The sequence below is a fragment of the Jeotgalicoccus coquinae genome, assembly GCF_014207425.1.
Taxonomy (GTDB): Bacteria; Bacillota; Bacilli; order Staphylococcales; family Salinicoccaceae; genus Jeotgalicoccus; species Jeotgalicoccus coquinae.
On record NZ_JACHFF010000001.1, the window covers coordinates 876130 to 899415 of the forward strand.

Annotated in this window: 26 protein-coding genes; all 26 read left to right on the forward strand. The window is 43.5% G+C overall.

What is annotated here, in order from left to right; genetic code table 11:
- Window positions 1-12 precede the first annotated feature (12 nt).
- On the forward strand, window positions 13-219 hold the full coding sequence (locus tag HNR41_RS04325; RefSeq protein WP_184282081.1) for a DUF2768 family protein: 207 nt from the start codon (window positions 13-15) through the stop codon (window positions 217-219).
- Window positions 212-931 carry a YphF family lipoprotein gene (locus HNR41_RS04330; RefSeq protein WP_184282083.1) on the forward strand — a complete coding sequence of 240 codons (720 nt, stop codon included), beginning with the start codon at window positions 212-214 and terminating at the stop codon, window positions 929-931. Before HNR41_RS04325 ends, HNR41_RS04330 begins: the two co-directional genes overlap by 8 nt.
- Window positions 932-1047: 116 nt before the next feature.
- Window positions 1048-1320 (forward strand): non-specific DNA-binding protein Hbs, encoded by a 273-nt coding sequence (hbs, locus tag HNR41_RS04335; protein ID WP_026858074.1) that lies wholly within the window; start codon window positions 1048-1050, stop codon window positions 1318-1320.
- 60 nt (window positions 1321-1380) lie between these two features.
- Entirely contained in the window at window positions 1381-1887 is a 507-nt protein-coding gene (locus HNR41_RS04340; RefSeq protein WP_184282085.1) for a hypothetical protein, read from the forward strand.
- Window positions 1887-2588, forward strand: coding sequence for a demethylmenaquinone methyltransferase (locus tag HNR41_RS04345; RefSeq protein ID WP_184282087.1), 702 nt, complete (start codon window positions 1887-1889; stop codon window positions 2586-2588). Before HNR41_RS04340 ends, HNR41_RS04345 begins: the two co-directional genes overlap by 1 nt.
- Window positions 2585-3538: a polyprenyl synthetase family protein gene (locus HNR41_RS04350; protein ID WP_184282089.1), complete on the forward strand. Its 954-nt coding sequence runs from the start codon at window positions 2585-2587 to the stop codon at window positions 3536-3538. Before HNR41_RS04345 ends, HNR41_RS04350 begins: the two co-directional genes overlap by 4 nt.
- Before the next feature lie 65 nt (window positions 3539-3603).
- The gene (gene ndk, locus HNR41_RS04355) at window positions 3604-4050 is read left to right on the forward strand and encodes a nucleoside-diphosphate kinase (RefSeq protein ID WP_035808799.1); all 447 of its coding nucleotides are present in this window, start codon (window positions 3604-3606) and stop codon (window positions 4048-4050) included.
- 89 nt (window positions 4051-4139) lie between these two features.
- On the forward strand, window positions 4140-5306 hold the full coding sequence (aroC, locus tag HNR41_RS04360) for a chorismate synthase (RefSeq protein ID WP_184282091.1): 1167 nt from the start codon (window positions 4140-4142) through the stop codon (window positions 5304-5306).
- A gap of 1 nt (window position 5307) precedes the next feature.
- Window positions 5308-6354, forward strand: coding sequence for a 3-dehydroquinate synthase (aroB, locus tag HNR41_RS04365; protein WP_184282093.1), 1047 nt, complete (start codon window positions 5308-5310; stop codon window positions 6352-6354).
- Complete coding sequence (gene aroA / locus HNR41_RS04370) at window positions 6351-7640, forward strand: 3-phosphoshikimate 1-carboxyvinyltransferase (protein ID WP_184282095.1); 1290 nt, start codon at window positions 6351-6353, stop codon at window positions 7638-7640. Before aroB ends, aroA begins: the two co-directional genes overlap by 4 nt.
- A gap of 1 nt (window position 7641) precedes the next feature.
- The gene (locus HNR41_RS04375; RefSeq protein ID WP_184282097.1) at window positions 7642-8913 is read left to right on the forward strand and encodes a tetratricopeptide repeat protein; all 1272 of its coding nucleotides are present in this window, start codon (window positions 7642-7644) and stop codon (window positions 8911-8913) included.
- Complete coding sequence (locus tag HNR41_RS11475) at window positions 8894-9370, forward strand: YpiB family protein (protein WP_184282873.1); 477 nt, start codon at window positions 8894-8896, stop codon at window positions 9368-9370. Before HNR41_RS04375 ends, HNR41_RS11475 begins: the two co-directional genes overlap by 20 nt.
- A gap of 5 nt (window positions 9371-9375) precedes the next feature.
- On the forward strand, window positions 9376-9804 hold the full coding sequence (locus tag HNR41_RS04385; protein ID WP_184282099.1) for a DUF2487 family protein: 429 nt from the start codon (window positions 9376-9378) through the stop codon (window positions 9802-9804).
- 146 nt (window positions 9805-9950) lie between these two features.
- On the forward strand, window positions 9951-10451 hold the full coding sequence (locus HNR41_RS04390; protein WP_184282101.1) for a Rieske (2Fe-2S) protein: 501 nt from the start codon (window positions 9951-9953) through the stop codon (window positions 10449-10451).
- 11 nt (window positions 10452-10462) lie between these two features.
- On the forward strand, window positions 10463-11137 hold the full coding sequence (qcrB, locus tag HNR41_RS04395) for a menaquinol-cytochrome c reductase cytochrome b subunit (protein ID WP_184282103.1): 675 nt from the start codon (window positions 10463-10465) through the stop codon (window positions 11135-11137).
- Between the two features lie 15 nt (window positions 11138-11152).
- Entirely contained in the window at window positions 11153-11953 is an 801-nt protein-coding gene (locus HNR41_RS04400; protein WP_184282105.1) for a menaquinol-cytochrome c reductase cytochrome b/c subunit, read from the forward strand.
- 72 nt (window positions 11954-12025) lie between these two features.
- On the forward strand, window positions 12026-12580 hold the full coding sequence (locus HNR41_RS04405; RefSeq protein WP_229714915.1) for a DUF1405 domain-containing protein: 555 nt from the start codon (window positions 12026-12028) through the stop codon (window positions 12578-12580).
- A 55-nt stretch (window positions 12581-12635) separates the two neighbouring features.
- The gene (locus HNR41_RS04410; RefSeq protein ID WP_260399571.1) at window positions 12636-13334 is read left to right on the forward strand and encodes a zinc metallopeptidase; all 699 of its coding nucleotides are present in this window, start codon (window positions 12636-12638) and stop codon (window positions 13332-13334) included.
- 299 nt (window positions 13335-13633) lie between these two features.
- Window positions 13634-14797: an N-acetyl-alpha-D-glucosaminyl L-malate synthase BshA gene (bshA, locus tag HNR41_RS04415; protein WP_184282109.1), complete on the forward strand. Its 1164-nt coding sequence runs from the start codon at window positions 13634-13636 to the stop codon at window positions 14795-14797.
- Window positions 14775-15995 (forward strand): CCA tRNA nucleotidyltransferase, encoded by a 1221-nt coding sequence (locus HNR41_RS04420; RefSeq protein ID WP_184282111.1) that lies wholly within the window; start codon window positions 14775-14777, stop codon window positions 15993-15995. The genes bshA and HNR41_RS04420 overlap by 23 nt, the downstream gene beginning before the upstream one ends.
- The gene (locus HNR41_RS04425) at window positions 15949-16905 is read left to right on the forward strand and encodes a biotin--[acetyl-CoA-carboxylase] ligase (RefSeq protein WP_184282113.1); all 957 of its coding nucleotides are present in this window, start codon (window positions 15949-15951) and stop codon (window positions 16903-16905) included. Before HNR41_RS04420 ends, HNR41_RS04425 begins: the two co-directional genes overlap by 47 nt.
- A gap of 12 nt (window positions 16906-16917) precedes the next feature.
- Window positions 16918-19434 (forward strand): ATP-dependent DNA helicase DinG, 3'-5' exoribonuclease type, encoded by a 2517-nt coding sequence (locus HNR41_RS04430; protein WP_184282115.1) that lies wholly within the window; start codon window positions 16918-16920, stop codon window positions 19432-19434.
- 32 nt (window positions 19435-19466) lie between these two features.
- Entirely contained in the window at window positions 19467-20651 is a 1185-nt protein-coding gene (locus HNR41_RS04435) for a pyridoxal phosphate-dependent aminotransferase (protein ID WP_184282117.1), read from the forward strand.
- A gap of 14 nt (window positions 20652-20665) precedes the next feature.
- Complete coding sequence (gene asnS / locus HNR41_RS04440) at window positions 20666-21955, forward strand: asparagine--tRNA ligase (RefSeq protein ID WP_184282119.1); 1290 nt, start codon at window positions 20666-20668, stop codon at window positions 21953-21955.
- A 57-nt stretch (window positions 21956-22012) separates the two neighbouring features.
- Window positions 22013-22636, forward strand: a complete 624-nt coding sequence (locus HNR41_RS04445; RefSeq protein ID WP_184282121.1) for a DnaD domain-containing protein — start codon at window positions 22013-22015, stop codon at window positions 22634-22636.
- Between the two features lie 10 nt (window positions 22637-22646).
- Complete coding sequence (gene nth, locus HNR41_RS04450) at window positions 22647-23285, forward strand: endonuclease III (RefSeq protein WP_229714949.1); 639 nt, start codon at window positions 22647-22649, stop codon at window positions 23283-23285.
- Window position 23286: the final 1 nt, after the last annotated feature.

Consider the following 23286-nt stretch of genomic DNA (forward strand, 5'->3'; position numbering starts at 1 on the left):
AGAGGGAAATGTATGTTTGATATTTCAAGAATGGACTTAATGTGGGTGTCATTCGTTTCTATCGGATTTATGGCACTTGCAGCAGTATTAATTTATCTGGCAAGGTTTGTTATTACTATTCGTTTCGTCAGCGTCATTATTTCTTTAATTGCATGGGTACTGTTAATACTCGCATTTCTGCTGATGATTTTAGTCATCGGGGGATCCACACATGCGTAAATCCGGTTTTCTTTTAACTTTCATGTTGGCGCTTCTTGTCTTAACAGGATGTATGTATCCTGATGATCAGCGTGCAGGAAGCAATATTCCTCCGGAGACTGATATTCAGAACGTCCAGAATGCAGTCGACAACTTCCAGGAGTCAGAGGGCGGTATACTGCCGATTAAAACAACTGAAAATGCCGCGGAATATTTAAAATATCCGGTGGAGTTCACGCGCGTTGTACCCGAATACTTAAGTGAGATTCCGGTTACAGCTTACGAGAACGGCGGAACGTTCCAGTATGTTATACTCGATGCAGAAGACGAACCGGTTGTAAAAATTGCAGACCTTGCAATTATCGAAGAGCTCCGTTCGCTCCATCTCCGCCTTAACGGTATGGGCGAGCATGTGGAACTCGGTGAACAGGTCGGTCCAAACGTTTATCAGCTGGATCTTGACCATTATAACCTCGCTGACAATCCGACAGTAACGAGTCCTTATTCGGGCCGTGAACTGAACGTGTATTACAGCGGCGGTCAGGAATTCGTTATCGATTACAGAGATGATCTGAATTTAATGATTGAAAATGAAGGCCTTGAATTTGAGACAGGCGAGGACATCCGCAAAGTATTGTATGAATTTACACCAATTGTGCCGATATATGCACCTGAGATGACAGTTGATGAAAATAACGAAGCAATATTCATGACGAGTGTGCACAAAAGTTAATTCCAGCTGAATTTTTACAGGGAAAAACGGTTAAATCCGTTGCAGTCCCTACGGCCGTATGGTAAAGTCAAAACATAATGATAAAATCATTATACAGATTATAGGAGGTCTATCAGATGAATAAGACAGATTTAATCAACGCTGTCAGCGACAAAGCTGACCTTACAAAAAAAGAAGCAGGAGCTGCAGTAGACGCAGTTTTTGAATCAATCCAAGGTTCACTTCAAAATGGTGAAAAAGTACAGTTAATCGGATTCGGTAACTTTGAAGTACGTGACCGTGCTGCAAGAAAAGGCCGTAACCCGCAGTCTGGTGAAGAAATCGAAATCCCAGCATCTAAAGTACCTGCATTTAAAGCTGGTAAAGCACTTAAAGACGCAGTTAAATAATTTATCTAAACTAGGCCTAACATTGAAACGTTAGGTCTATTCATTTATAAGGTGATATTTATGAAATACTCAGCCGTTGAAGCTTATAACGATTCAGGACTTGCCGAATTGATTAATAAGCTCGATCAAAATGAAATTACTGATTTTTTTTCAGACAGCAAAAATATTATTCATAAAAGATACGTCGCAGACGCAGTTCTTTTATTTACATATGCTTTAAATCAGCTCGACACAGTACCGCCTGCTGACAATCGTGAAAGCCACGTACTGACGGGGGACGCATATTTCAGCGAATTCTACTCGGCGCTTGCCAACCACGGAGAAATGCAGGTCGTTCACGATATGGTCGAAATATCAAAAGACCTGTCTTCAAAAAAATCCAGACAGTACGAACATGCACTTGAAGTTTCCGACAGCGAACTAAAGTACCTGCTATTTGCACCGCTTTTGTATTTAATAGATAATGGGTATGTAACGTCTGACCTCGATAACGTACTCGGCTGTTTTATTCAAAACATGAACCGTTCGGAGCTGGCATACATAATAAATACAAAAGGTGAAGGCTAATGCAAACAGAAAACAGAATTCAGACAATCTTTAATTCAATTTCGGATGATTATGATCACATGAATGACATCATAAGCTTCAATCAGCATACGATATGGCGCAACCGGACAAACAAGGAAATCTTCGTTAAACCGGGGCATCAGGTACTCGATCTGTGCTGCGGTACAGGCGACTGGACTATCCAGCTTGCCGCTAACAAAGATGCAGACATTACAGGTCTCGATTTCAGTGAGAACATGCTGAAGGTCGCAGCTAAGAAAACAGCGGACATTGAAAATATTACTCTCGTACAGGGCGATGCAACAGAACTGCCGTACGATGATAATTCATTCAATATTATTACCATTGGATTCGGACTCCGCAACCTGCCCGACTACAATAAGGCAATTGAAGAATTCTACCGCGTGCTGAAGCCGGGCGGCCAGCTCGTAATTCTTGAAACATCGAATCCCGAGAACGGACTGATTAACTTCGGATTTAATATTTATTTCGGTAAAATTATGCCGTTTTTAGGACAGAAGATTGCCGGCAGCGGCCAGGAATACACGTGGCTGTATGAATCGACGAGCAGCTTTTTATCGAAGGCTGAGTTAAAATCAATGATGCACACAAACGGATATATAAATATCAAAGTAATCCCTCATACATTTGGTACAGCAGCAACTCATATCGGATATAAACCGCTAGAGGCTGCAATGTGAAATCTTTAAAGAAATTTATGGCAGGGGAATTATCCCGTGTTAAGAAAATCGTTAAGAAGGAACTTAAACCAAATGGCACGATAGTTAACGATAAGAGTTTTGAGCTGTTTAACTCCGGGGGAAAGAAACTTCGTCCTATGTTTACGATTCTCGCAGGCAAGCTCGGGGACGAGGCGCATTATGACAATGTGCTGAAAACGGGTGCGAGTCTCGAACTGCTCCATATGGCAACGCTTGTCCACGATGATATTATCGATGACAGTGAACTCCGCCGCGGCAAACCGACCGTGTTTTATGAACACGGTTATTTCCAGGCCGTCAACACAGGAAATTACCTGCTGTCGTCAGCGCTGCAGGTTGTCAGTAAAATTGATAACCCGATGTTTCATGAAACTTATGCTGCAGGAATCAGAGAAATCGTGCAGGGTGAGCTCATTCAGTTCGATACGCAGTTCGATGCATCTCAGACGATGGATGATTATTTCAGAAAGATTTACCGCAAAACTGCACTCTTAATCGTTCTGAGCATTGAACTTGGCGGCCATGCTGCGAAGCTCGATTCAGAAACGATTAAAAAGCTCAGCTCATACGGTTACCATATCGGCATGAGTTTCCAGATTATCGATGACTGTCTGGATTTTACAGGCAGCACGAAAACACTGGGCAAACCGAATTTTGCTGATATTAAAAACGGGCATTATACTTTGCCGGTGCTGCTCCTTCGTGACAGCGATCCGGAATTTAAAGCAATGCTTGAAGAGTATTCCGTGACGAAAGAAAATCCGGATGCACTCATTGACTGTATATTACAGAGCGATGCAGTGGACCGGGCGCTTGAAGTCAGCACGGAACATATAGAGAAAGCCGAGGCTGAAATCGTTAATATTGATGACCCTGTCAGACACTATTTAACGGAAATTGCAGGTATGTTGAAAAACAGACGGAATTAGTTTGTACAGACACTGTATAAAATGCTAAAATAATAGACGAAAACACATTTAAGGAGCTTATTATAATGGAAAAAACATTTCTTATGATTAAACCCGACGGTGTCCAAAGAAATCTTATCGGACCAATCGTTGAAAGATTAGAAAACAAAGGATTCAAGGTTGTTGGTGCTAAATTAATGCAGGTTTCTGAAGATCTTGCTAAAACTCACTACGGTGAACACAGCGAAAGACCTTTCTTCGGCGAGCTTGTGGAATTCATCACATCAGGCCCTGTTTTCGCAATGGTTCTTGAAGGTGAAAACGTAATTAAAACTGCACGTCTAGTAGTTGGTGCGACTAACCCTCAGGAAGCTGCTCCGGGAACAATCCGCGGCGATTTCGGCTTAACTGTTGGTAAAAACATCATCCACGGTTCAGATTCACCTGAAAGTGCTGAAAGAGAAATTAACTTATTCTTCGACGAGTCTGAAGTATTAGATTACAACCTGTCTAATAGCGCTTGGATTTACTAAGAATTTAAAAACCGGGCTGGGTAATAACATTACTCAGTCTTTTTTTCATATAAATATATAAACAAATAATTCAGATAGAGGTGCTTACAATGAGATTTTTAACTTCAGGAGAATCGCACGGCCCAAAAGTAAATGCTATTGTGGAAGGATTCCCTTCCAATCTTCCAATTAATAAAGAACGTATGCAGGAAGAGCTATTTAAACGTCAGGGCGGTTACGGCCGCGGACGCCGCATGCAGATTGAGAAAGATACTTTCGAATTCGGTTCAGGCGTCCGCCACGGGAAGACGCTCGGCAGCCCGATCATGATGGAAGTCAATAACGATGACTTTAAACACTGGGTCAAGATTATGGGAGCCGAACCGATTACAAAAGAAGAAGAAGCAGAAATGAAACGTATTATTACAAAGCCCCGTCCGGGACACGCAGATCTCGTCGGCGGCATGAAGTATAATCACCGTGATCTTCGCAATATTCTCGAGCGTTCTTCTGCACGTGAAACAACTGCACGTGTCGCTGTAGGCGCACTCTGTAAAGAATTGCTGCATGCTCTTGATATAAATATCACATCACGTGTAACTAAAATCGGACAGGTTACTGATGACGGTGCATACGATTACGCTGAGTTAAGCGGAAAATCAAATGACTCAAGCGTCCGTATGATTTCAGATGAAGCAACCAGGGAAGCTGAAGCAGCAATTGATGCAGCGAAGAAAGCAGGCGATACACTCGGCGGTGTCGTTGAAGTTATCGTTGAAAACCCGCCTGTCGGCTTAGGCTCGCACGTTCATTACGACCGCAAGCTCGACGCTAAAATTGCACGCAGCATCGTCAGCATCAACGCGTTTAAAGGTGTTGAGTTCGGCATGGGCTTTAAAATGGCTGAAACACCGGGTTCTTCGGTGCAGGATGAAATTAAATTCGACTCAGAAGACGGATTCTACCGCAGCTCGAACAACCTCGGCGGATTTGAGGGCGGTATGACTACGGGAATGCCGATTGTTGTCCGCGGAGTAATGAAGCCGATACCGACTTTATACAAACCGTTAATGAGTGTCGACATCGAAACGAAGGAAGCATTTACTGCAACAATCGAGCGCAGTGACCCTTGTGCAGTGCCGGCAGCATCAATTGTTGCAGAACACATGGTGGCAATTGAAGTGGCAGAAGCTGTTCTCGATAAGTTCCCGAGCGATGATTTCGGCGATCTGAAAGCTTCACTTGAACTTTACAACAAACGTTTAAGCGAGTATTAATATGGATATTTCGACGGCCTATAAAGATAATAATTATAAAATTCACGTCGCCCGCAATATTTTGGAGAACCGGTTAAATACTTATACCGAACAATACGAATCTGTATATTATATTATCGATGAGAATGTATATGATATATACAAAGATACTAAATTATCATTTATAAAATCACCGCTGGTCGTCACAGAAGGAGAATCGTTTAAATACGTTTCTCCTTTAATGCACACTATGGAAGAACTGCTCGCAGCCGGCATTAAGCGGAACTCGCTTCTTGTCGTAATCGGCGGCGGGGCGACAGGCGATGCCGGCGGTTTTATCGCAAGCATCGTTCTCCGCGGTGTGGATTATATTCATGTGCCGACGACACTGCTCGCACACGATTCCGCTATCGGCGGGAAAACTGCGATTAACTCGGAACACGGCAAAAATCTGATCGGTGCATTTTACCGTCCGAAAGCAGTGATTTACGATCTTGAGTTTCTGGATTCACTGCCCCGTGCCGAAGTGCTCAGCGGTTTCGGAGAAGTGTATAAACATGCGATGCTGAACAGTCCGGAACTTTCCGAAGAACTCGTGAATATAACTGCGGACAGCATCGATGTTGACGAGCTTCCGGCGTTTATCATCAAAGGTATTGAAACGAAGATGAAAATCGTGATTGAAGACGAGCACGAATCGGGCAGCCGCAAGTTTTTAAATCTCGGACATACACTTGCTCATGCTGTAGAGTACAAATATAAAATACCTCACGGCCAGGCGGTTATGCTCGGTATTATCGCAGCACTGTATATTTCAAACGAACTGAACGGCACTGATTTTAATATCGGTAATCATATCGATTATATGCGGCGTCACGGCTATCCGGTAAATCTTCTTAAAGAGATGGATATTGATGAAATGATGCAGCTGATGATGAAAGATAAAAAGAATCACCGCAATGATTATATAAGCTATATTGTGTTTAAAGATCAAAATACACCTGAGGTCATGGATATCAAAATTGAAAATCTCAAAAAAATACTGGCAGCATTAAAGGAGCGCATATGAAGCAGTTACTTAACGGAACATTCAAAGGCACGACACGCGTGCCCGGAGATAAGTCGATTACACACCGCGCTCTGATGCTCGGTGCACTGAGTAAAGGGACAACACGCATCAACCGTCCGCTGATCAGCGCGGACACGCTCAGAACGCTTGAAAACATGCGTCAGCTGGGTGCAGAGATTACGAGAGACGGAACGGACTTTACAGTCGTCTCAGAAGGACATGAAAACCTGAAATCTCCTGCGGAAACTTTATACACGGGTAACAGCGGCACAACAACACGATTAATTACCGGGCTCTTAGCAGGCCTTAAGAATATTACCGCATCGGTTGAAGGTGATGCGGCAATCGCAAAACGCCCGATGGACCGCGTCGTTATACCGCTGTCACAAATGGGTGCAGACATTACTCTTAAAGATGAAAAGTATCCGCCGGTCAATATTCGTCCGGCAGTAATCAAACCGCTTGAATACGATATGCCGATTGCGTCGGCTCAGGTGAAAAGTGCGATACTGTTTGCCGCATTATTTACAGAAGGCGAAACTGTCGTTCATGAAACGCACCAGTCGCGCAACCATTCTGAAATTATGATGGGTCAGTTCGGTGCGGACATCTCAGTTTCAGGTACAACTGTAAAATTAAACGGCGGCAGAAATCTTACTGCGGCTGATGTTACAGTTCCCGGCGATATTTCATCGGCAGCATTTTTAATCGTGCTGGCATTAGTTACAAAAGATGCCGACATTACGATTGAAAACGTCTCGCTGAACGAAACGCGCGCCGGCATTATCGATGTCGTGCTGGAAATGGGCGGGAATATTGAAATTGCGGAACACGATTCAACAGGAGAAAAGTTCGGGGATATCAGAGTACAGTACACACCTGATTTAAAACCGTTTCATATCGGCGGCGATATTATTCCGCGCCTGATTGATGAAATTCCGATTCTTGCAGTACTGGCAGCATTTGCGAACGGTGAAAGCACTGTCCGCGGCGCCGAAGAATTAAGATTTAAAGAAACCGACCGCATTACAGCAGTCATTTCCGAACTGGAGAAATTCGGCGTATCATTTGAAGAGTATAAAGACGGCTTTAAAGTAACGCCGGGTTACGGTACAGTTAAGGAAGATGAACTGTTTAAAGGCTATCACGACCACCGCATTATTATGATGCTGATTGTTATGGCTCTTGCAGTAAACACTAATATTGAAATTGATGACGACAGCGCAATAGACGTATCGTTTCCTTCATTCATAAGCGATCTTGAGGGTTTAAGAAAGGACCGGTAATATGCAGGAAGAAATACTCCGTATAATCGATAAGCTCCGTCAGGGGTCTTATCCGGAAGAAGATTTAAATTATATACTGAACAGTCTCGAGCAGTTCCATTCAGACGAATCACTGGAAGCTCTATTCCTTCTCGGTGATGCACTGCAGCAGGCAGGACTCGACTATCAGGCAAGACAGGTGTTTTTACATTTAAACGACAACGTTGACCACGATGACTATGTCATCAGCTATCTCGTCGACTCGTACATTAACGAATCACGTCTTGACGATGCACTGACACTGATTAACAACAGTCCGGAAACACCGACGGTGCTGATGCTGAAATCGGAAATATTCCAGCAGATGAACTTAAATGACGTTGCAGTAAGACTGCTGTTCGAAGCAAAAACAATGACTGATGATATTATTATCGACTTTGCACTTGCCGAACTGTACTATGCAACAGGCGATCTCGAAGAAGCGATCCGCTTTTACGAAACTGTGCTGAACGAAGGTCTGGAAGAAGTTAACGGCATTTACTTAAGCCTGCGTCTTGCGGATATTAACTTAAATCTATTAAACTTCGACGATGCACGCGCTTATTTCGATAACGTGCCGGACGAAGCATACGGAAATGAAGACTTTTATAAAGAAGCGCTGCTCGAGTACAACGTAAAAGAATACGACCGTGCGAAAACTCTGCTTGATAAGGTTATCGACAACGAGCCGTACTTTATCAATGCCTATATTCTTTTAATGAACATCTATGAAACTGAACATAATCTTGATGAAGCACTTGAAACGCTGCTCCGTTATCTGCGTGAAAACGATAAAAACGCGTTGATTTACTTCCATATCGGACGTCTGTATTTCAGACAGAACAAACCGGTAGAAGCGATTGAAAACTTCAGTATTGCAACAGAGCTTGATGAAGACTACGACGACGCATATCTTATGCTGTTTGAAAGTATTCTGAAGACAGGGGAGACAGATACGGTCGACGACTATGTGAAACATCTTGATCTGAACGCGCTGAGCGGGGAGTCAATTTATCTTCTTGCGAAAATCGAAGCAGAAAATGAAAACGATGAAAAAGCTCTGAAATATTACGAAGATGCCGAAGCACTTATCGGGGAATCTTCCGAGTTTTACGCTGATTTCTACTACTACCTTATTGAAATCGGTCATCCGAAGAGAAAAGAAATGCTTGAAAAATTAATGAAACTAGAACCCGATAATCCGGAATGGCAGCTGGATTACGAGCGAATAGCAGGTGAGGAAGACGAGCTTTAAAAAAGATTTTATAAATTATTGCTTATATAATTATGAATTCAAAGACCATACAGCAGTGTGGATTTTAAATTTTATAAAATCCCATCCTCTGATAACGCATAATATTTCATTTACAAATACACGTCTTGACCGGAAGCTACGCATTGCGGAAAGCAATACGAACCGTCCAACGCTGATGTTCGAAAAAAACGGTACGGTGACTGCGAACGGCGAGACGATTTTTCACGAACTCAATCTGAACAAAACCGATGAGCTGTACGTCGAATTTATCTTTTCTAAAAATGACCTGCGCTACAATCAGGCGAAATCGGAAGAGCTTGTGAAAAACGATGAAATTCTATTGGAAGATATTAAAGAACTCGAAAGTCTAATCGATGAAGCGCTCGTAACAAAAGATAAAGAAAAGTTTTACGAGCTGACAGATGAACTCCAAAAATTAAAAGATAAAAGAGGTTAGTATTTGTGCTTTATAATAATCGCGACTTACGTATGTTAAAAGATGAAATTGAATTTGTCGATACAGCAATTGTGCCGTTTGTAAATATCGGTTTCGACGGCAATCTGCTGCATCATGCAAACAACCTGGAACTGATTCAGCTGGTCACTATCCAGCTTGAAAAGCAGTTGAAAGGACGTCTGATGATTACACCGTCACTGACATCTGTCGGCGGCGACAGCTCATCACTCGCAGCATACAGAGACCAGCTGACGGAATACGGCTTTAAAAACGTTGTGAGCCTGTCATTTGATGCACTTGAAACAGATGGGGTGCACAATATTAAAATGAACAGTATTCCGATCAGCGACATGGACAACGAAATGAAAATTTCAATTATCAACGATGAAGTGAAAAGCGTCATTAAACAAATCATCGGAGTGTGGAATCAATAATTAAAAGTAGAATTACACATTTCTGTTTATAACATGTGTCAATTATTTGAAAACCATATTGACCGCCTAGTTTTAATGAGCTAAAATTGAAATGTCCTAGTTATATTATATGTAAAAGTATGTGCGTTTGAGGAGGGGAAATAAAAATGTCGCAAAAAGTAACAAGACGCCAGTTTATGAACTACTCTTTAATGGGTGTTGGGTCGTTCATGGCGGCAGGTATGATTCTGCCAATGGGAAGATTTGCAATCGATCCACTTTTCCAGGAATCGTCTGCAGGTGACATGATTACTACAAGTGTAAAGATTGATGCCATCACAGAAGAACCAGTCAGTGTTGACTTCACATTCGAACAAACAGATGGTTGGTATGTGAGTGAAGTAACTGATTTCGCTTGGGTGTATCGCGAAGGCAATGAAATTATTGCATTGTCACCAGTGTGTAAACACTTGGGCTGTACGGTTTCGTGGGCAACAGATGCCGCTAACCCGGATAGATTCTTCTGTCCATGTCACAACGGACTTTACGAAAAAAACGGTCAAAACGTACCGGGAACACCACCTCGTGGACCGCTTGATATGTTCGAAGTCGGAGAATCAGACGGCTACCTGACAATTGGTGCTATACACGAGAATGAATTGGTATAGGAGGGAACTAAATGCTAAATCGTATTTATGATTGGATTGATGACAGAATTGACATCACTCCGATCTGGAGAGACGTAGCCGATCACGAAGTGCCAGAGCATGTTAACCCTGCCTATCACTTCTCAGCTTTCGTCTACTGTTTTGGAGGACTTACGTTCTTTATCACAGTAATTCAGATTTTATCTGGAATGTTTTTAACAATGTATTATGTGCCGGACATTATTAATGCCTGGAACTCTGTATACTTCCTTCAGCAGGATGTAGCAGCGGGTGTTATTGTCAGAGGTATGCACCACTGGGGTGCAAGTTTAGTAGTAGTTATGATGTTCTTACATACTCTCAGAGTATTCTTTACAGGTGCTTATAAGTCACCGCGTGAATTAAACTGGGTCGTAGGTGTGCTGTTATTCGCAGTTATGCTTGGACTTGCATTCACAGGTTACTTACTGCCATGGGACATGAAAGCATTATTCGCTACTAAAGTAGGCTTGGATATTGCAGAAAGTGTACCGTTCGTTGGAGAATGGATTAAGACACTTCTCGCAGGTGATTCGACAATTATTGGTGCTCAGACACTTACAAGGTTCTTTGCCATCCACGTATTCTTCCTGCCTGCTGCACTATTTGTATTAATGGCAATTCACTTTATTTTAATACGTAGACAAGGTATTTCAGGACCACTATAAGGGGAGGGTAACTATATGAAACGCGGTAAAGGTCTCACTTTTGTCGGTGACTCACGAATTCAAAAGTATGACAAACCAAAATTAAATCGTGACTATTCAGAATTCCCTGGTCGTACAGAGGAGTTCTTTCCGGATTACCTGCTCAAAGAGTGGCTGGTAGGAGCGGTATTCTTAATAGGTTTCCTATGCTTGACTGTTGCGCATCCGGCGCCTCTAGAGCGTATGGCAGACCCAACTGATACAGGTTATATTCCATTACCTGACTGGTATTTCCTTTTCCTTTATCAGATTCTTAAATACACATACGCTTCAGGTCCGTTCAACATTGTCGGTGCCATGATTATTCCTGGTATTGCTTTTGGTGCTTTATTACTTGCACCTTGGCTTGACGGCAAAAAAGACCGTCATTGGAAAAAGCGTCCTGTAGCTACAGGAATGATGCTGATTGCGGTTGGTATTATTTTCTATACTACATGGGAATCAGTAGCGTATCACGACTGGGATCAGCAGGCTCAGCAAGGTCAGATCGTCTTCTCCAACTTAGATGCAGAAGACCCTGTCTTTAACGACCTGATTCGTACTAACTGTACGAGCTGTCACGGTGGTGAGCTTGCCGGAGGGTCAGGTCCGAACTTAATCGAGCCTGAACTTGCACCGGAAATGGTTGATGCATTTGTTAGAAACGGTACAGAAAACATGCCGGCATTCGAAGGCCAGCTGACAGACGAAGAAATTACAGCAATTTCTGAATATGTTGCAGGCCTGGAACTGACTTCAAGAGATGAAGCAGCTAACACTGAAGAATCAGCAGAATAACAATAAAGACCCTTCTGGAAACAGAAGGGTCTTCTTATAGGTGAAATGATGATATATAACTTATATAAACTGATGTTTAATCGAATATTTCTTGTCTTTCTGCTCGTCTGCAACATCGGCGGTACGATTTACGGCTATATATGGTACGGCGGCCAGCTGTCCATTACACCGTGGTATTTCTATCCGTTCGTTCCGGACAGTCCGACAGCAACGCTGTTTTTATGCATATTGATTCTGTTAATACTGTTCAATAAAAAATTCGGCCTGATCGATGCACTCGCATTTACGACACTGATAAAATACGGTGTCTGGGCTGTAATTATGAACATCTGGAACTTTATCGACATGGGCTTTGTTTCATGGATCGGTTTAATGCTGATTGCATCGCACGCTGCGATGGCGCTGATGGCATTTATGTTCCTGCCTTATATTGAAATTAAACCGTGGCACTTTTACGTCACAGCAATCTGGCTGTTTCATAATGATTTTATCGATTACGTCTACATGCAGTATCCGAAATACGGAAACCTGCACCCGCACGCAGCGGAAATCGGCTATCTTGCATTCTGGCTGACAGTTATTGTGCTCGTGCTGCTTTATAAGCTCGCGGGTAGACATAATAATTGACTAAAGTAAAAACAGTTTAGTAAAATAGTACTATGAACCAAACGGAGGGACAAACTTGACTCTTATAATCTATTTTGTAATTTTAATGGTTGTACCAATGCTTGCACAGATGAACGTTAAATCAACATTTAACAAGTACTCCAAAGTACGCTCGACAAGCGGTCTTACAGGCCAGCAGGTTGCAGAAGATATCCTCCGGGAAAATGGAATTTACGATGTAACAGTTGAACGCGGTCAAGGTGTCCTTACAGACTACTACGATCCGAAAAACAAAAAAATCGTACTATCTCCCGGCAACTTCGATAACCCGAGCGTTGCAGGCACAGCAGTAGCCGCACACGAAGTCGGCCATGCAATCCAGCATGCAACCGGCTATAAGTTCTTAAACTTCAGATCAGCATTGTTCCCGCTTGCACAATTAGGAAGCAACTTCTCGTACTTCCTGATTATTGCCGGTATTATCCTGACAGCAGCACAAAGCGCTGCAGGCGGCGGACTTGGTGAAATGCTATTATGGGCAGGTATCGGATTAATGGGGTTCGCCGTATTATTCCAGTTAGTAACACTGCCTGTGGAATTTGACGCATCAAGACGCGCAATGAACCAGATCGAAGAACTCAACATTGTGAACAGTAAAGAATACCGCCACGCTAAGAAAGTGCTGAACGCCGCTGCAATGACATACGTTGCTGCAACAGCAGTAGCTGTAGCCGAGCTGTTACGCTTTATTATGATCGCAAGAAACTCAAACTAATAGTTGAATATGAAGCAGCCGTATTACCCTCACGGGTGGTGCGGCTGCTTTTTGATGTTTGGCGGGGTGTGTTTGATGTTTGGTGTTTGAGGTCGGATGAGCGGGGGGGTATCGGGCTGGATGATGTTGCGGATTCCTATGAAGAGCGCTCATAGAACTCCCAACCAATAATCATCTGACAAAACCTGCGCATTCACGGTTTTAATCGTTTTTGTAAACAGATTCATTTCCCTTATACAGGGATATTCATTATAATTAATATTAATTAACGATACTATTCACATTAGAGGTGCATGATTATGAAAATCGGAATTACATGTTATCCAAGTGTTGGCGGCAGCGGCGTCATCGCAACTGAGCTTGGGATTCAAATGGCCCGCCGCGGGCACGAAGTGCACTTTATTTCATCGAGTGTACCGTTTCGGCTTGAGCATAATTATGATAATATATACACGCATCGTACAGAAGTTAACGATTACAGCGTTTTTAAATATCCGCCGTACGATATTACTTTATCGAGTAAAATATCAGAGGTCATCGACCGTTACGATTTAGATGTTATCCATATGCACTACGCAATTCCGCACGCGGTTTGCGGCATCCTGGCAAAACAGATGTCGAAGAAGAAAGATGTCGGCATCGTCACAACATTGCACGGGACGGATATTACTGTGCTCGGCCACGATATGTCACTGGTCAGCGCGATAAAATTCGGCATCGATCATTCCGATATTGCGACGTCTGTCAGCAACAGTCTGACTGAAGAGACGTATCAGCTGATTAAACCGGAGAGCGACATTCAGACGGTATACAACTTCGTCGATGAAACGCGTTTTAACACGGACAGCAGAATGGATATTAAAAAAGAACTGAAAGAAAAACTGAACATTCCTGATAGTGCGAAAGTGCTGATGCACACGTCGAATTTCAGAAAAATAAAAAATGTGGATGACATTGTACGCACCTTCCACGAAACATCAAAAGAAATCGACTGCCATCTCGTGCTGGTAGGGGACGGTCCCGATATGTATACCATTAGACAGCTTGTTCAGGAGCTCGGTATTGAAGAGCGCGTTCACTTCTCAGGACAGCAGTCTGACGTGAGTTCTTATTACAAATTGAGCGACGCGTTCCTGCTCCTCAGTGCCAAGGAAAGTTTCGGCCTTGCAATGCTTGAGGCAATGTACTGCGGTGCGATTCCAATAGGGTCGACAGCTGGCGGAATTTCAGAAGTAATTCAGCACGGAGAAACAGGATACGTCGTTGAAATCGGCGACTACAAACAGGCAGCCCAGCACTTAATCGGGCTGTTTAAAGACGATGCATTGTACGAAGAAATGCAGGCGGACATGCTGAAAGATGTCAAAGAACGTTTTAACATGGACAGCATTGTCACTGAATACGAAAATTTATATACTAAGCTTTTGGCGGGTGCAGATAATGACGGAACAGAATCTATTTAAAACCGGCGCGAAGATTATTGAGCGCTTTGAAGAGAATAATTATGAAGGCTATTTCGTCGGCGGGGCAGTGCGCGATTTCACGCTCGGGCGTGACGTGAGCGATGTCGATATTACGACGAATGCACTTCCTGATGAGATTGAGAATTTATTCGAAAAAACAATCGACGTCGGTAAAGAGCACGGGACGATAATCGTGTTAATGGATGATATTCCATTTGAGGTGACGACGTACCGCGTTGAAGGTGAGTACACCGATCACCGGAGACCCGACAATGTTTATTTCACGCAGCATCTGACTGAAGATTTAAGCCGCAGGGATTTTACAATTAATGCGATGGCAATGACTTCCGCTATGGAGCTGTATGATCCGCATAACGGCATTAAAGATTTAAATAATAAACTGATAAACACCGTCGGTATTGCAAAGGAGCGTTTCGATGAAGATGCGCTCCGCATGCTGCGTGCGGTCCGCTTTATGTCACAGCTTGATTTTGAGCTTTCTTTGGATGCACAGAAGGCGATTAAAGAACATGCAGCGGCGCTTGATTACGTTGCGGTTGAACGGATTACTGCAGAGCTTGAAAAGCTGTACCGCGGTATTAATGTTAAAAGTGCAAAAGAGATGATTGCACAGACAGGACTGCTCAAATACATGCCGTTCTTTAAACATATCGATAGAGACCGGTACGTGAATTCAGCTGCCGAATCTCTCGGGCAGGAAGCTGCTGTTCATATTTATAAAGACAGCGGTCTGAAAGAGCATTTGAGTAAACTTAAATTATCCAACCGCCAGAAAGCTGAAATTAAAGCGTCGCTACAGGTAATCGGTGCACTGACAGAGCAGACAAATGAAAAGCTTATCGCTTACCGCTTTGAGACAGACATTTTAAACAGCGTAAATGATATAATAAGATTAAACGAACTGCTTGATACAGAACATATTGAACTTCTGGAGAAAGCTGTCAGCGCACAGCCGGACCTTATACTCAAAAACCGCAGTGACCTCGACATTAACGGCAACAGCTTAATGAGCGGGTTAAATGCACGGGGCGGTCCGTGGCTCCGCGAGTGTCTCGATATGATTGAACAGGAAGTGCTGCTCGGAAATCTTATCAACAATGAAGCAGAAATAATTAATTGGGTGAAATCACATGTCAAAAACGAAGACGGAAATATTGTCTTTACTGATGGAAGGTAATTACTTATCAGGGGCAAAGCTCGCTGAAATGCTCGGTGTGTCACGCACCGCTGTGTGGAAAAATATCCAGCGGTTAAAAGAGGACGGCTACAATATTGAAGCTGTCACGAATAAAGGCTACCGGCTCGTCGAGCCTTCCGGCAGAATCAACGAGTCGCTGCTCGCCGGCACCGTACAGCATTCACAGCTGTTCGACGACCTGATTTACAAAGATACGATCGATTCCACACAGAATCACGCATTCAGGATTTTAGATCAGTATGATGGTAATATAGTAATAGTAAGCGGTCATCAGACGGACGGACGCGGACGCTTTAAACGCGAATGGCTGTCACCGGAAGAAACCGGTCTCTATATGTCACTCGTACTGCGTCCGAACATAACCAATCAGGAAATGATTGTGTTCAACTTATTCATGTCGCTCGCAATCAGTGATGCAATCCGTGAATCAACCGGACTGAAAAGTGGAATAAAATGGCCGAACGATATTTTTATCAACGATAAAAAAGTGTGCGGATTTTTAACAGAAGTCATCAGTGCGGATAATATCGTTGAAACGATTGTCTGCGGCATCGGCCTCAATATTAATCCGTCAGCTGACACCGAGTCACTTGGAACAGCGACGTCCATTACAGGCGAACTTGATGAGGAATTTGATGTAAATCAGTTTACCGGTGTATTATTCAGGAAAATAGAGTATTACTATGATAAATTTTTAAACACATCATTCAGCTCAATTAAAGAAGACTGGCTTGAGCAGGCGATTATTTTTAACCGTGAACTCACAATTACGACTGTCAAAGAAAAACTGAGAGGCAAAGCTCTCGACATTACTGATGAAGGTTACCTGGTAATACTGGACAGGGACCACAACATACATAAGGTAATCAGTGCCGATATTGAAATTTAACCTGGTGATATAATGTTAAATAAAACATTCGCAGTCGTCGATTTGGAAACGACTGGCAATAATTTGGAAAAAGACAACATCATTCAACTAAGTATTACGTTCGTGCGTAATTTTAAAATTACCGGACAGTACAATACTTTTTTAAGTGATGAAACAACTGTGTCACCGTTTATCCGTGAACTGACGAATATTTCTTCAGACATGCTGATCGGCGCACCGAAGTTTAAAGATGTTGCAAAAGATATTAAAAATCAGCTTGATGATGCGGTCTTCGTTGCACATAACGTCGACTTTGATTTGACGTTCCTCCAGTCAGCATTTAAATCCGCAGGGCTGGCATATAATCCGGTACACACACTCGATACGGTCGAACTTGTCCGTATCTTTCTGCCGTCTGTGGCAGGGTATCAGCTGCATCTGGTGGCAGAACATCTCGGCATTGAACTGTCGCAGGCGCACCGTGCGGATGAAGATGCATACGCAACAGCCGAAGTACTGATCGTTGTCATTAAGAAGATAATCAGTATGCACCGTGAAACGCTGATAAAGATCTATCATCTGTCGAAGATGATGCGGACCAGTTTAACCGATTTAATCTTTTCAATATTAAACAGGTATACAAACGATAATGACGACAATATTATCAGCTACAACCAGTTTTATATTAAAGAGACAGAAGTGACACATAAAAACATCGAATCAATTACAGTACACGATCTTTATCATAAATATTTAAGCATGACAGGAAACGAATACCGGGAAGATCAGTACCGGCTTGCGCTGTTAATTTATGATTCTCTGGTCGACGGCAAGTATCATGCGATTGAAGCGTATACCGGGCTCGGCAAGAGCGATGCATTTCTGATTGCTGCACTCAGCTACTATTCGGCTTATGACGGCCAGGTCGTCGTCTCAACGTCGCGTAAAATTCTGCAGAACCAGCTGATTGAAGAATCGCTGATGCGTCTCCGGAAAGTCGTGTCGTATGAAACGCCGTTTGCGCTCCTGAAGGGGAGACTGAATTATATCGACCTGAATGCATTTACAGCACTGCTGCAGCTCGATGACTCGAATCCGGAAATCTGTTTTTTGAAAATGCGCATGCTCGTCTGGCTCGTTGAAACAGAAACGGGGGATTTGTCGGAAGTAAATCTCCGCGGTCCGGAGAAGTCCTATTATGAAACGATGCTGATTCAGGCAGGGGACGGCAAACACCACTTTTACTTTAAGCGCGCATTATCCAACGCGAAGAAAGTGCCGATTATCGTGACGAATCATTACTTCTTAAATGACTGCCTCAATAATCTTGAAGGCATTCAGGCGCTTATTATCGATGAAGCGCATCAGCTGAAACAGGCTCTCGATCTGAAAGAACGCCGGACGTTTAACTATCCGGAACTGAAGTTCTTTATCGGGCAGGTGGGGCTGATCAATCAGGACAGACTGCTTGCAAGCTACAGTAAAACCAACAGTGCGGTATCTCTTTATCTTCTTGAAGATATCGTCATTAATTTAAATAAAAATATCGATCTTTTGTTCCAACAGCTGTCATGGAAAAAGATTGACGATGCACTCGCAACGCTCGGCAGTCTCGTGAAATTTACGGATATGTTCCTGAGTACGATACGCGGTACCGATAACTATCAGGCGCTGTATAATCACATGCATTATTTCGATGCGTCGCTGAAAAATCTGCGATATGCACTCGCGTATGATGATTATCATATTAAAAGCAGCAAAAACTTCCAAAAGTCGGAAGTGACGATCCGGACGGACGTGCTCGATACGCTTGCGGATGCACTGCGTTCGATTCCGTGCCAGATTCTGTTATCAGGCACGCTCGAAGTGCACGGCAGTTTTAAGCATTTAAAATACTGGTTCGGGGATTACGAGTTTAAGACGACGATTATGAACAACACTGCGATGTACAGCGACATCAAGCTCTTTATCCCGAATGATATCAGCAGCTATGATGTGAAAGACGACGATTATATTGTTGATATTCTCGATTACATCGCGCTGTATTTAAGCGAAACGAACTCGAAGCTCGTCGTGATATTTTCAAATTATGAACTGCTGGACAGGGTGTACAGTTTTACAGAAGACATTGAATTATTCGATGAAATCCCTGTACTCCGTCAGTCTCATAACTCAAATAATGAAAAACTGCTCGGCCAGTACAACCAGCTGAGCCAGTGTCTCCTGCTCGGGACGTATACGTTCACGGAAGGCATTAATCTCGTCAGCGATAAAGATAAGGCGCTGATGCTGACAAAACTGCCATTCCCTGTACCGAAAGGTGACAGTTTCAGAGATTTTTATACGACGGATCTGCCGGAAGCCGTGATTCATTTCAGACAAATCATCGGCCGCGTGAAGCGGAGCAGTGAAGATAAAGGCGTCGTACTGCTGTTTGACGACCGGATTATGACAAAACCGTATAAAAATGCATTTTTAAAATATTTCCCTGAAGAAAATGTGATTCATGACACCAGAGAAACTTTTAAAGCACTGCTTTTTGGTCTATAATAAAGTAAACATAATTGTTAGGAGCCTGCAGCATGGAATTATCAAAAAAGGTAAAGTCGATTACACCCAGCCAAACGATAGAAATTACTAATACTGCAAGACAATTAAAAGCTGAGGGCGTTGATGTAATCAGTCTGTCGGCAGGAGAACCGGATTTTAACACTCCGGATGAAATTATCGATGCTGTTTACGAGGCTGCAAAAGCAGGCCACACCAAATATACTGCATCTGCCGGACTCCCGGAATTAAGGGAAACAATCGTTAAAAAAATGGCGCGCGACAACAATCTGACATACGCACCGAATGAAATTTACGTCGGCAACGGCGCAAAACAGGTGCTGTATAACGTCTTCCTGGCAACGCTTGATGAAGGCGACGAAGTTATCGTTCCTGCACCATACTGGGTCAGCTACACTGAACAGGTTAAAATGGTCGGCGGTGAGCCTGTTACTGCAGTCACAACAGAGGATACTCACTTTAAACTGACACCGGAAATTTTAAAAGCGCACATTACAGAAAAAACGAAAATGCTGGTGTTAAATACTCCAAACAACCCGACAGGGTCTGTGTACTCTAAAGATGAACTTCAGGCACTTGCCGATGTTCTTGCAGAGACAGATATCATTATCGTCGTGGATGAGATTTACGAAGTCCTTACATACGGGGAACCGCAAGTATCCATCGCGTCATTAAATGATAAAATTAAAGCACAGACGATTATCGTCAACGGCGTAAGCAAATCGCACGCCATGACCGGCTGGAGAGTCGGCTACGCATGCGGCGCACCGGAGCTTATCGCTGCGCTGTCGGCACTGACATCACAATCTACAACGAGCGTTGCAGAACCGGCACAGTACGGTGCAATTGCGGCATATGAAATGGCTCCTGAATCTACTGAAAAGTACCGTGCCATCTTTGAAGCACGCCGCGACAACGCATATGCAAAAATTATGGAATTACCGCATGTCACATGTGTTAAACCGGAAGGCGCATTTTATCTTTTCCCGCATATGAAAAACTGTGCAGAAGCATGCGGCTACGATACGGTGGACGAATTCGTCAAAGACGTACTGCGTGAAAAACATGTTGCATTCGTTCCGGGCTCGGGCTTCGGTACGCCGGAATACGCACGTATCAGCTACTCGCTGGATGAAGCAACATTTAACGATGCTGTATCACGCATCAAAGAATTTATTGAAGAAAAATCTAAAATCTAAGGATGTATTAAGTTATGAAAATCACTATTAACCAGGCACCCAAATATTCAGGTCAGGAAGTAACAATCGGCGGATGGCTGCTGCAAAAACGCGGCAGCGGGAAATTACAGTTCCTTCAGCTCCGTGACGGCACAGGTTTTATGCAGGGTGTCGTTGTTAAAGCAAACGATGAAGAACTTTTCACCGTTGCTAAAGGATTACACCAGGAAACGTCAATGTACGTGACAGGGACTATTAAAGAAGACGAACGTTCTTCATTCGGCTACGAAATGGAAGTTTCAGGTATTGAAATTATCCAGAGTGCTGAAGGATACCCGATCACGCCGAAAGAACACGGCCCTGAATTCCTTCTTGATAACAGACACTTATGGCTGCGTTCAAGAAAACAACATGCTGTAATGAACATCAGAAACCAGATTATTAAGAGCACGTATGACTTTTATTTCGAGAACGGCTTTAAGAAAATTGATTCACCGATTTTAACAAGCAGTTCACCTGAAGGCACAACGGAATTATTCCATACTAAATACTTCGACGAAGATGCATACCTTTCACAGAGCGGTCAGCTTTACGCTGAAGCAGCTGCGATGGCGCACGGTAAAGTATTTACTTTCGGACCGACATTCCGTGCCGAGAAATCAAAAACACGCCGTCATTTAATCGAGTTCTGGATGATCGAACCGGAAATGGCTTTTTACAATCACGAAGACAGCCTTGTAGTACAGGAGCAGTACGTTGAGTACCTAGCTAAAAATGTACTTGAAAACTGTAAACTTGATTTAGAAGCGCTGGGTCGCGACACAACTGCATTGGAAAACATTCAAGCACCGTTCCCGCGTATTTCATACACTGATGCAATCGATTTACTGCACGAAAAAGGATTCGACGATATTAACTGGGGCGACGACTTCGGTTCTCCGCACGAGACTGAAATTGCGAACAGCTTCGACAAACCGGTATTTATCGTTAACTATCCGAAAGAAATTAAATCATTCTACATGAGTACAAACCCGGAAGATCCGCGTACAGTACTGTGTGCCGATTTAATCGCGCCTGAAGGCTACGGTGAGATTATCGGAGGCAGTGAGCGTATTTCCGACTACGACGAGCTGAAAGCCCGTATCGAGGAGTCGGGACTTAACATTGACGCTTACGAGTGGTACCTGGACCTCCGTAAATACGGAAGTGTGCCGCACTCAGGTTTCGGACTTGGTCTGGAGCGCGCGGTCGCATGGTTCTCAGGCGTTCAGCACGTCAGAGAAACTGCACCGTTCCCAAGATTATTAAATCGTTTATACCCATAAAAACAATGGAGATGTTAGGTTCCCTAATGTCTCCATTCTATTGTTGGAGGGAAAAATATGGTTAACGATTATTTGAAATACATTACTATTCCAGTCAATAAAATTCTGCTGGATAACTACGCTGAAATCGGTCTCGATGAACGCGGGGTTATTATATTAATCAAGCTGCTTGAACGTCACCGCACGTACAACACCCCCCTTGATTTCAGCGAACTTCTGAGCGGAACAACTTTAAATGAGACCGAACTGACGCATATAATCCAGTCGCTGATAAAAGAACGGTTACTGGAACTCGATACACATGAGATCGACGGAAAGTATACCGAAACATATAACTTTGAGCCGCTTTACTCAAAGCTCGAGGATTTTATCATGCTGGAAGAAAAAGCGCCGGTGAAAGACGAATCAACATTGCGCGAGCTGTTTGAGTACATTGAGCAGCTGTACGGCAGGGCAATCAGCCCGAACGAATACCAGCGCCTGAACAGCTGGATGAACGATTCGAACTATCAGCCGGAGCAGATTCAGGATGCGGTGGATATCGCGTATAAGAGCAATATTACGTCGCTGCAGTACGTTGAGCGTATACTGAGCAGCACGTCGAAAAGCGAGCCGGTGAAAGGGACAGGCCTGCCTGTCATATCATGGCTTGATGGAGGTAGCCGACTTGACAACAAGTAAGAAAAAAACGATGGAGTTTATCGACGTCATCGCGGAAATGTTTCCGGACGCCGAAGCTGAACTCAATTATACAAACCCGTTTGAACTGACAATTGCCGTGCTGTTAAGTGCACAGACGACAGACGTCGGGGTAAACAGGGTGACAGAAGGCCTGTTTAAGAGATTTAAAACGCCGGAAGACTATCTGGCAGTGGAAGTCGAAGAAATTGAACAGTACATTAAAACCATTGGATTGTACCGCACGAAGGCTAAAAATATACAGAAATTATGCCGTGATTTAATCGATAAATACGGCGGCGAAATTCCGGGGAACTACGATGACCTGGTGTCGCTGGCCGGAGTGGGGCGAAAGACTGCGAACGTCGTGCTGTCAGTAGCATTCGATACACCCAGAATCGCCGTCGATACTCACGTTGAACGTATATCCAAGCGGCTGGGGATTGCGCGATATAAAGACTCGCCGCTGCAGGTCGAAGAAACGCTGATGCGTAAAATTCCGGCTGAACGCTGGAGCAAAACACACCATCAGCTGATTTTCTTCGGACGCTATCACTGCCTGGCACGAAACCCGAAATGTCACGAATGTCCATTATTGGCAGAATGCCGCGAAGGACAGAAACGCTTGAAAAAAGGATTAGTTAAGATGTAGA

Coding starts and splice junctions, on each gene's coding strand:
- HNR41_RS04325 (WP_184282081.1), top strand. CDS start 13: ATGTTTGATATTTCAAGAATGGACTTAATGTGGGTGTCATTCGTTTCT.
- HNR41_RS04330 (WP_184282083.1), top strand. CDS start 212: ATGCGTAAATCCGGTTTTCTTTTAACTTTCATGTTGGCGCTTCTTGTC.
- hbs (WP_026858074.1), top strand. CDS start 1,048: ATGAATAAGACAGATTTAATCAACGCTGTCAGCGACAAAGCTGACCTT.
- HNR41_RS04340 (WP_184282085.1), top strand. CDS start 1,381: ATGAAATACTCAGCCGTTGAAGCTTATAACGATTCAGGACTTGCCGAA.
- HNR41_RS04345 (WP_184282087.1), top strand. CDS start 1,887: ATGCAAACAGAAAACAGAATTCAGACAATCTTTAATTCAATTTCGGAT.
- ndk (WP_035808799.1), top strand. CDS start 3,604: ATGGAAAAAACATTTCTTATGATTAAACCCGACGGTGTCCAAAGAAAT.
- aroC (WP_184282091.1), top strand. CDS start 4,140: ATGAGATTTTTAACTTCAGGAGAATCGCACGGCCCAAAAGTAAATGCT.
- aroB (WP_184282093.1), top strand. CDS start 5,308: ATGGATATTTCGACGGCCTATAAAGATAATAATTATAAAATTCACGTC.
- aroA (WP_184282095.1), top strand. CDS start 6,351: ATGAAGCAGTTACTTAACGGAACATTCAAAGGCACGACACGCGTGCCC.
- HNR41_RS04375 (WP_184282097.1), top strand. CDS start 7,642: ATGCAGGAAGAAATACTCCGTATAATCGATAAGCTCCGTCAGGGGTCT.
- HNR41_RS04390 (WP_184282101.1), top strand. CDS start 9,951: ATGTCGCAAAAAGTAACAAGACGCCAGTTTATGAACTACTCTTTAATG.
- qcrB (WP_184282103.1), top strand. CDS start 10,463: ATGCTAAATCGTATTTATGATTGGATTGATGACAGAATTGACATCACT.
- HNR41_RS04400 (WP_184282105.1), top strand. CDS start 11,153: ATGAAACGCGGTAAAGGTCTCACTTTTGTCGGTGACTCACGAATTCAA.
- HNR41_RS04405 (WP_229714915.1), top strand. CDS start 12,026: ATGTTTAATCGAATATTTCTTGTCTTTCTGCTCGTCTGCAACATCGGC.
- bshA (WP_184282109.1), top strand. CDS start 13,634: ATGAAAATCGGAATTACATGTTATCCAAGTGTTGGCGGCAGCGGCGTC.
- HNR41_RS04420 (WP_184282111.1), top strand. CDS start 14,775: ATGACGGAACAGAATCTATTTAAAACCGGCGCGAAGATTATTGAGCGC.
- HNR41_RS04425 (WP_184282113.1), top strand. CDS start 15,949: ATGTCAAAAACGAAGACGGAAATATTGTCTTTACTGATGGAAGGTAAT.
- HNR41_RS04430 (WP_184282115.1), top strand. CDS start 16,918: ATGTTAAATAAAACATTCGCAGTCGTCGATTTGGAAACGACTGGCAAT.
- HNR41_RS04435 (WP_184282117.1), top strand. CDS start 19,467: ATGGAATTATCAAAAAAGGTAAAGTCGATTACACCCAGCCAAACGATA.
- asnS (WP_184282119.1), top strand. CDS start 20,666: ATGAAAATCACTATTAACCAGGCACCCAAATATTCAGGTCAGGAAGTA.
- HNR41_RS04445 (WP_184282121.1), top strand. CDS start 22,013: ATGGTTAACGATTATTTGAAATACATTACTATTCCAGTCAATAAAATT.
- nth (WP_229714949.1), top strand. CDS start 22,647: ATGGAGTTTATCGACGTCATCGCGGAAATGTTTCCGGACGCCGAAGCT.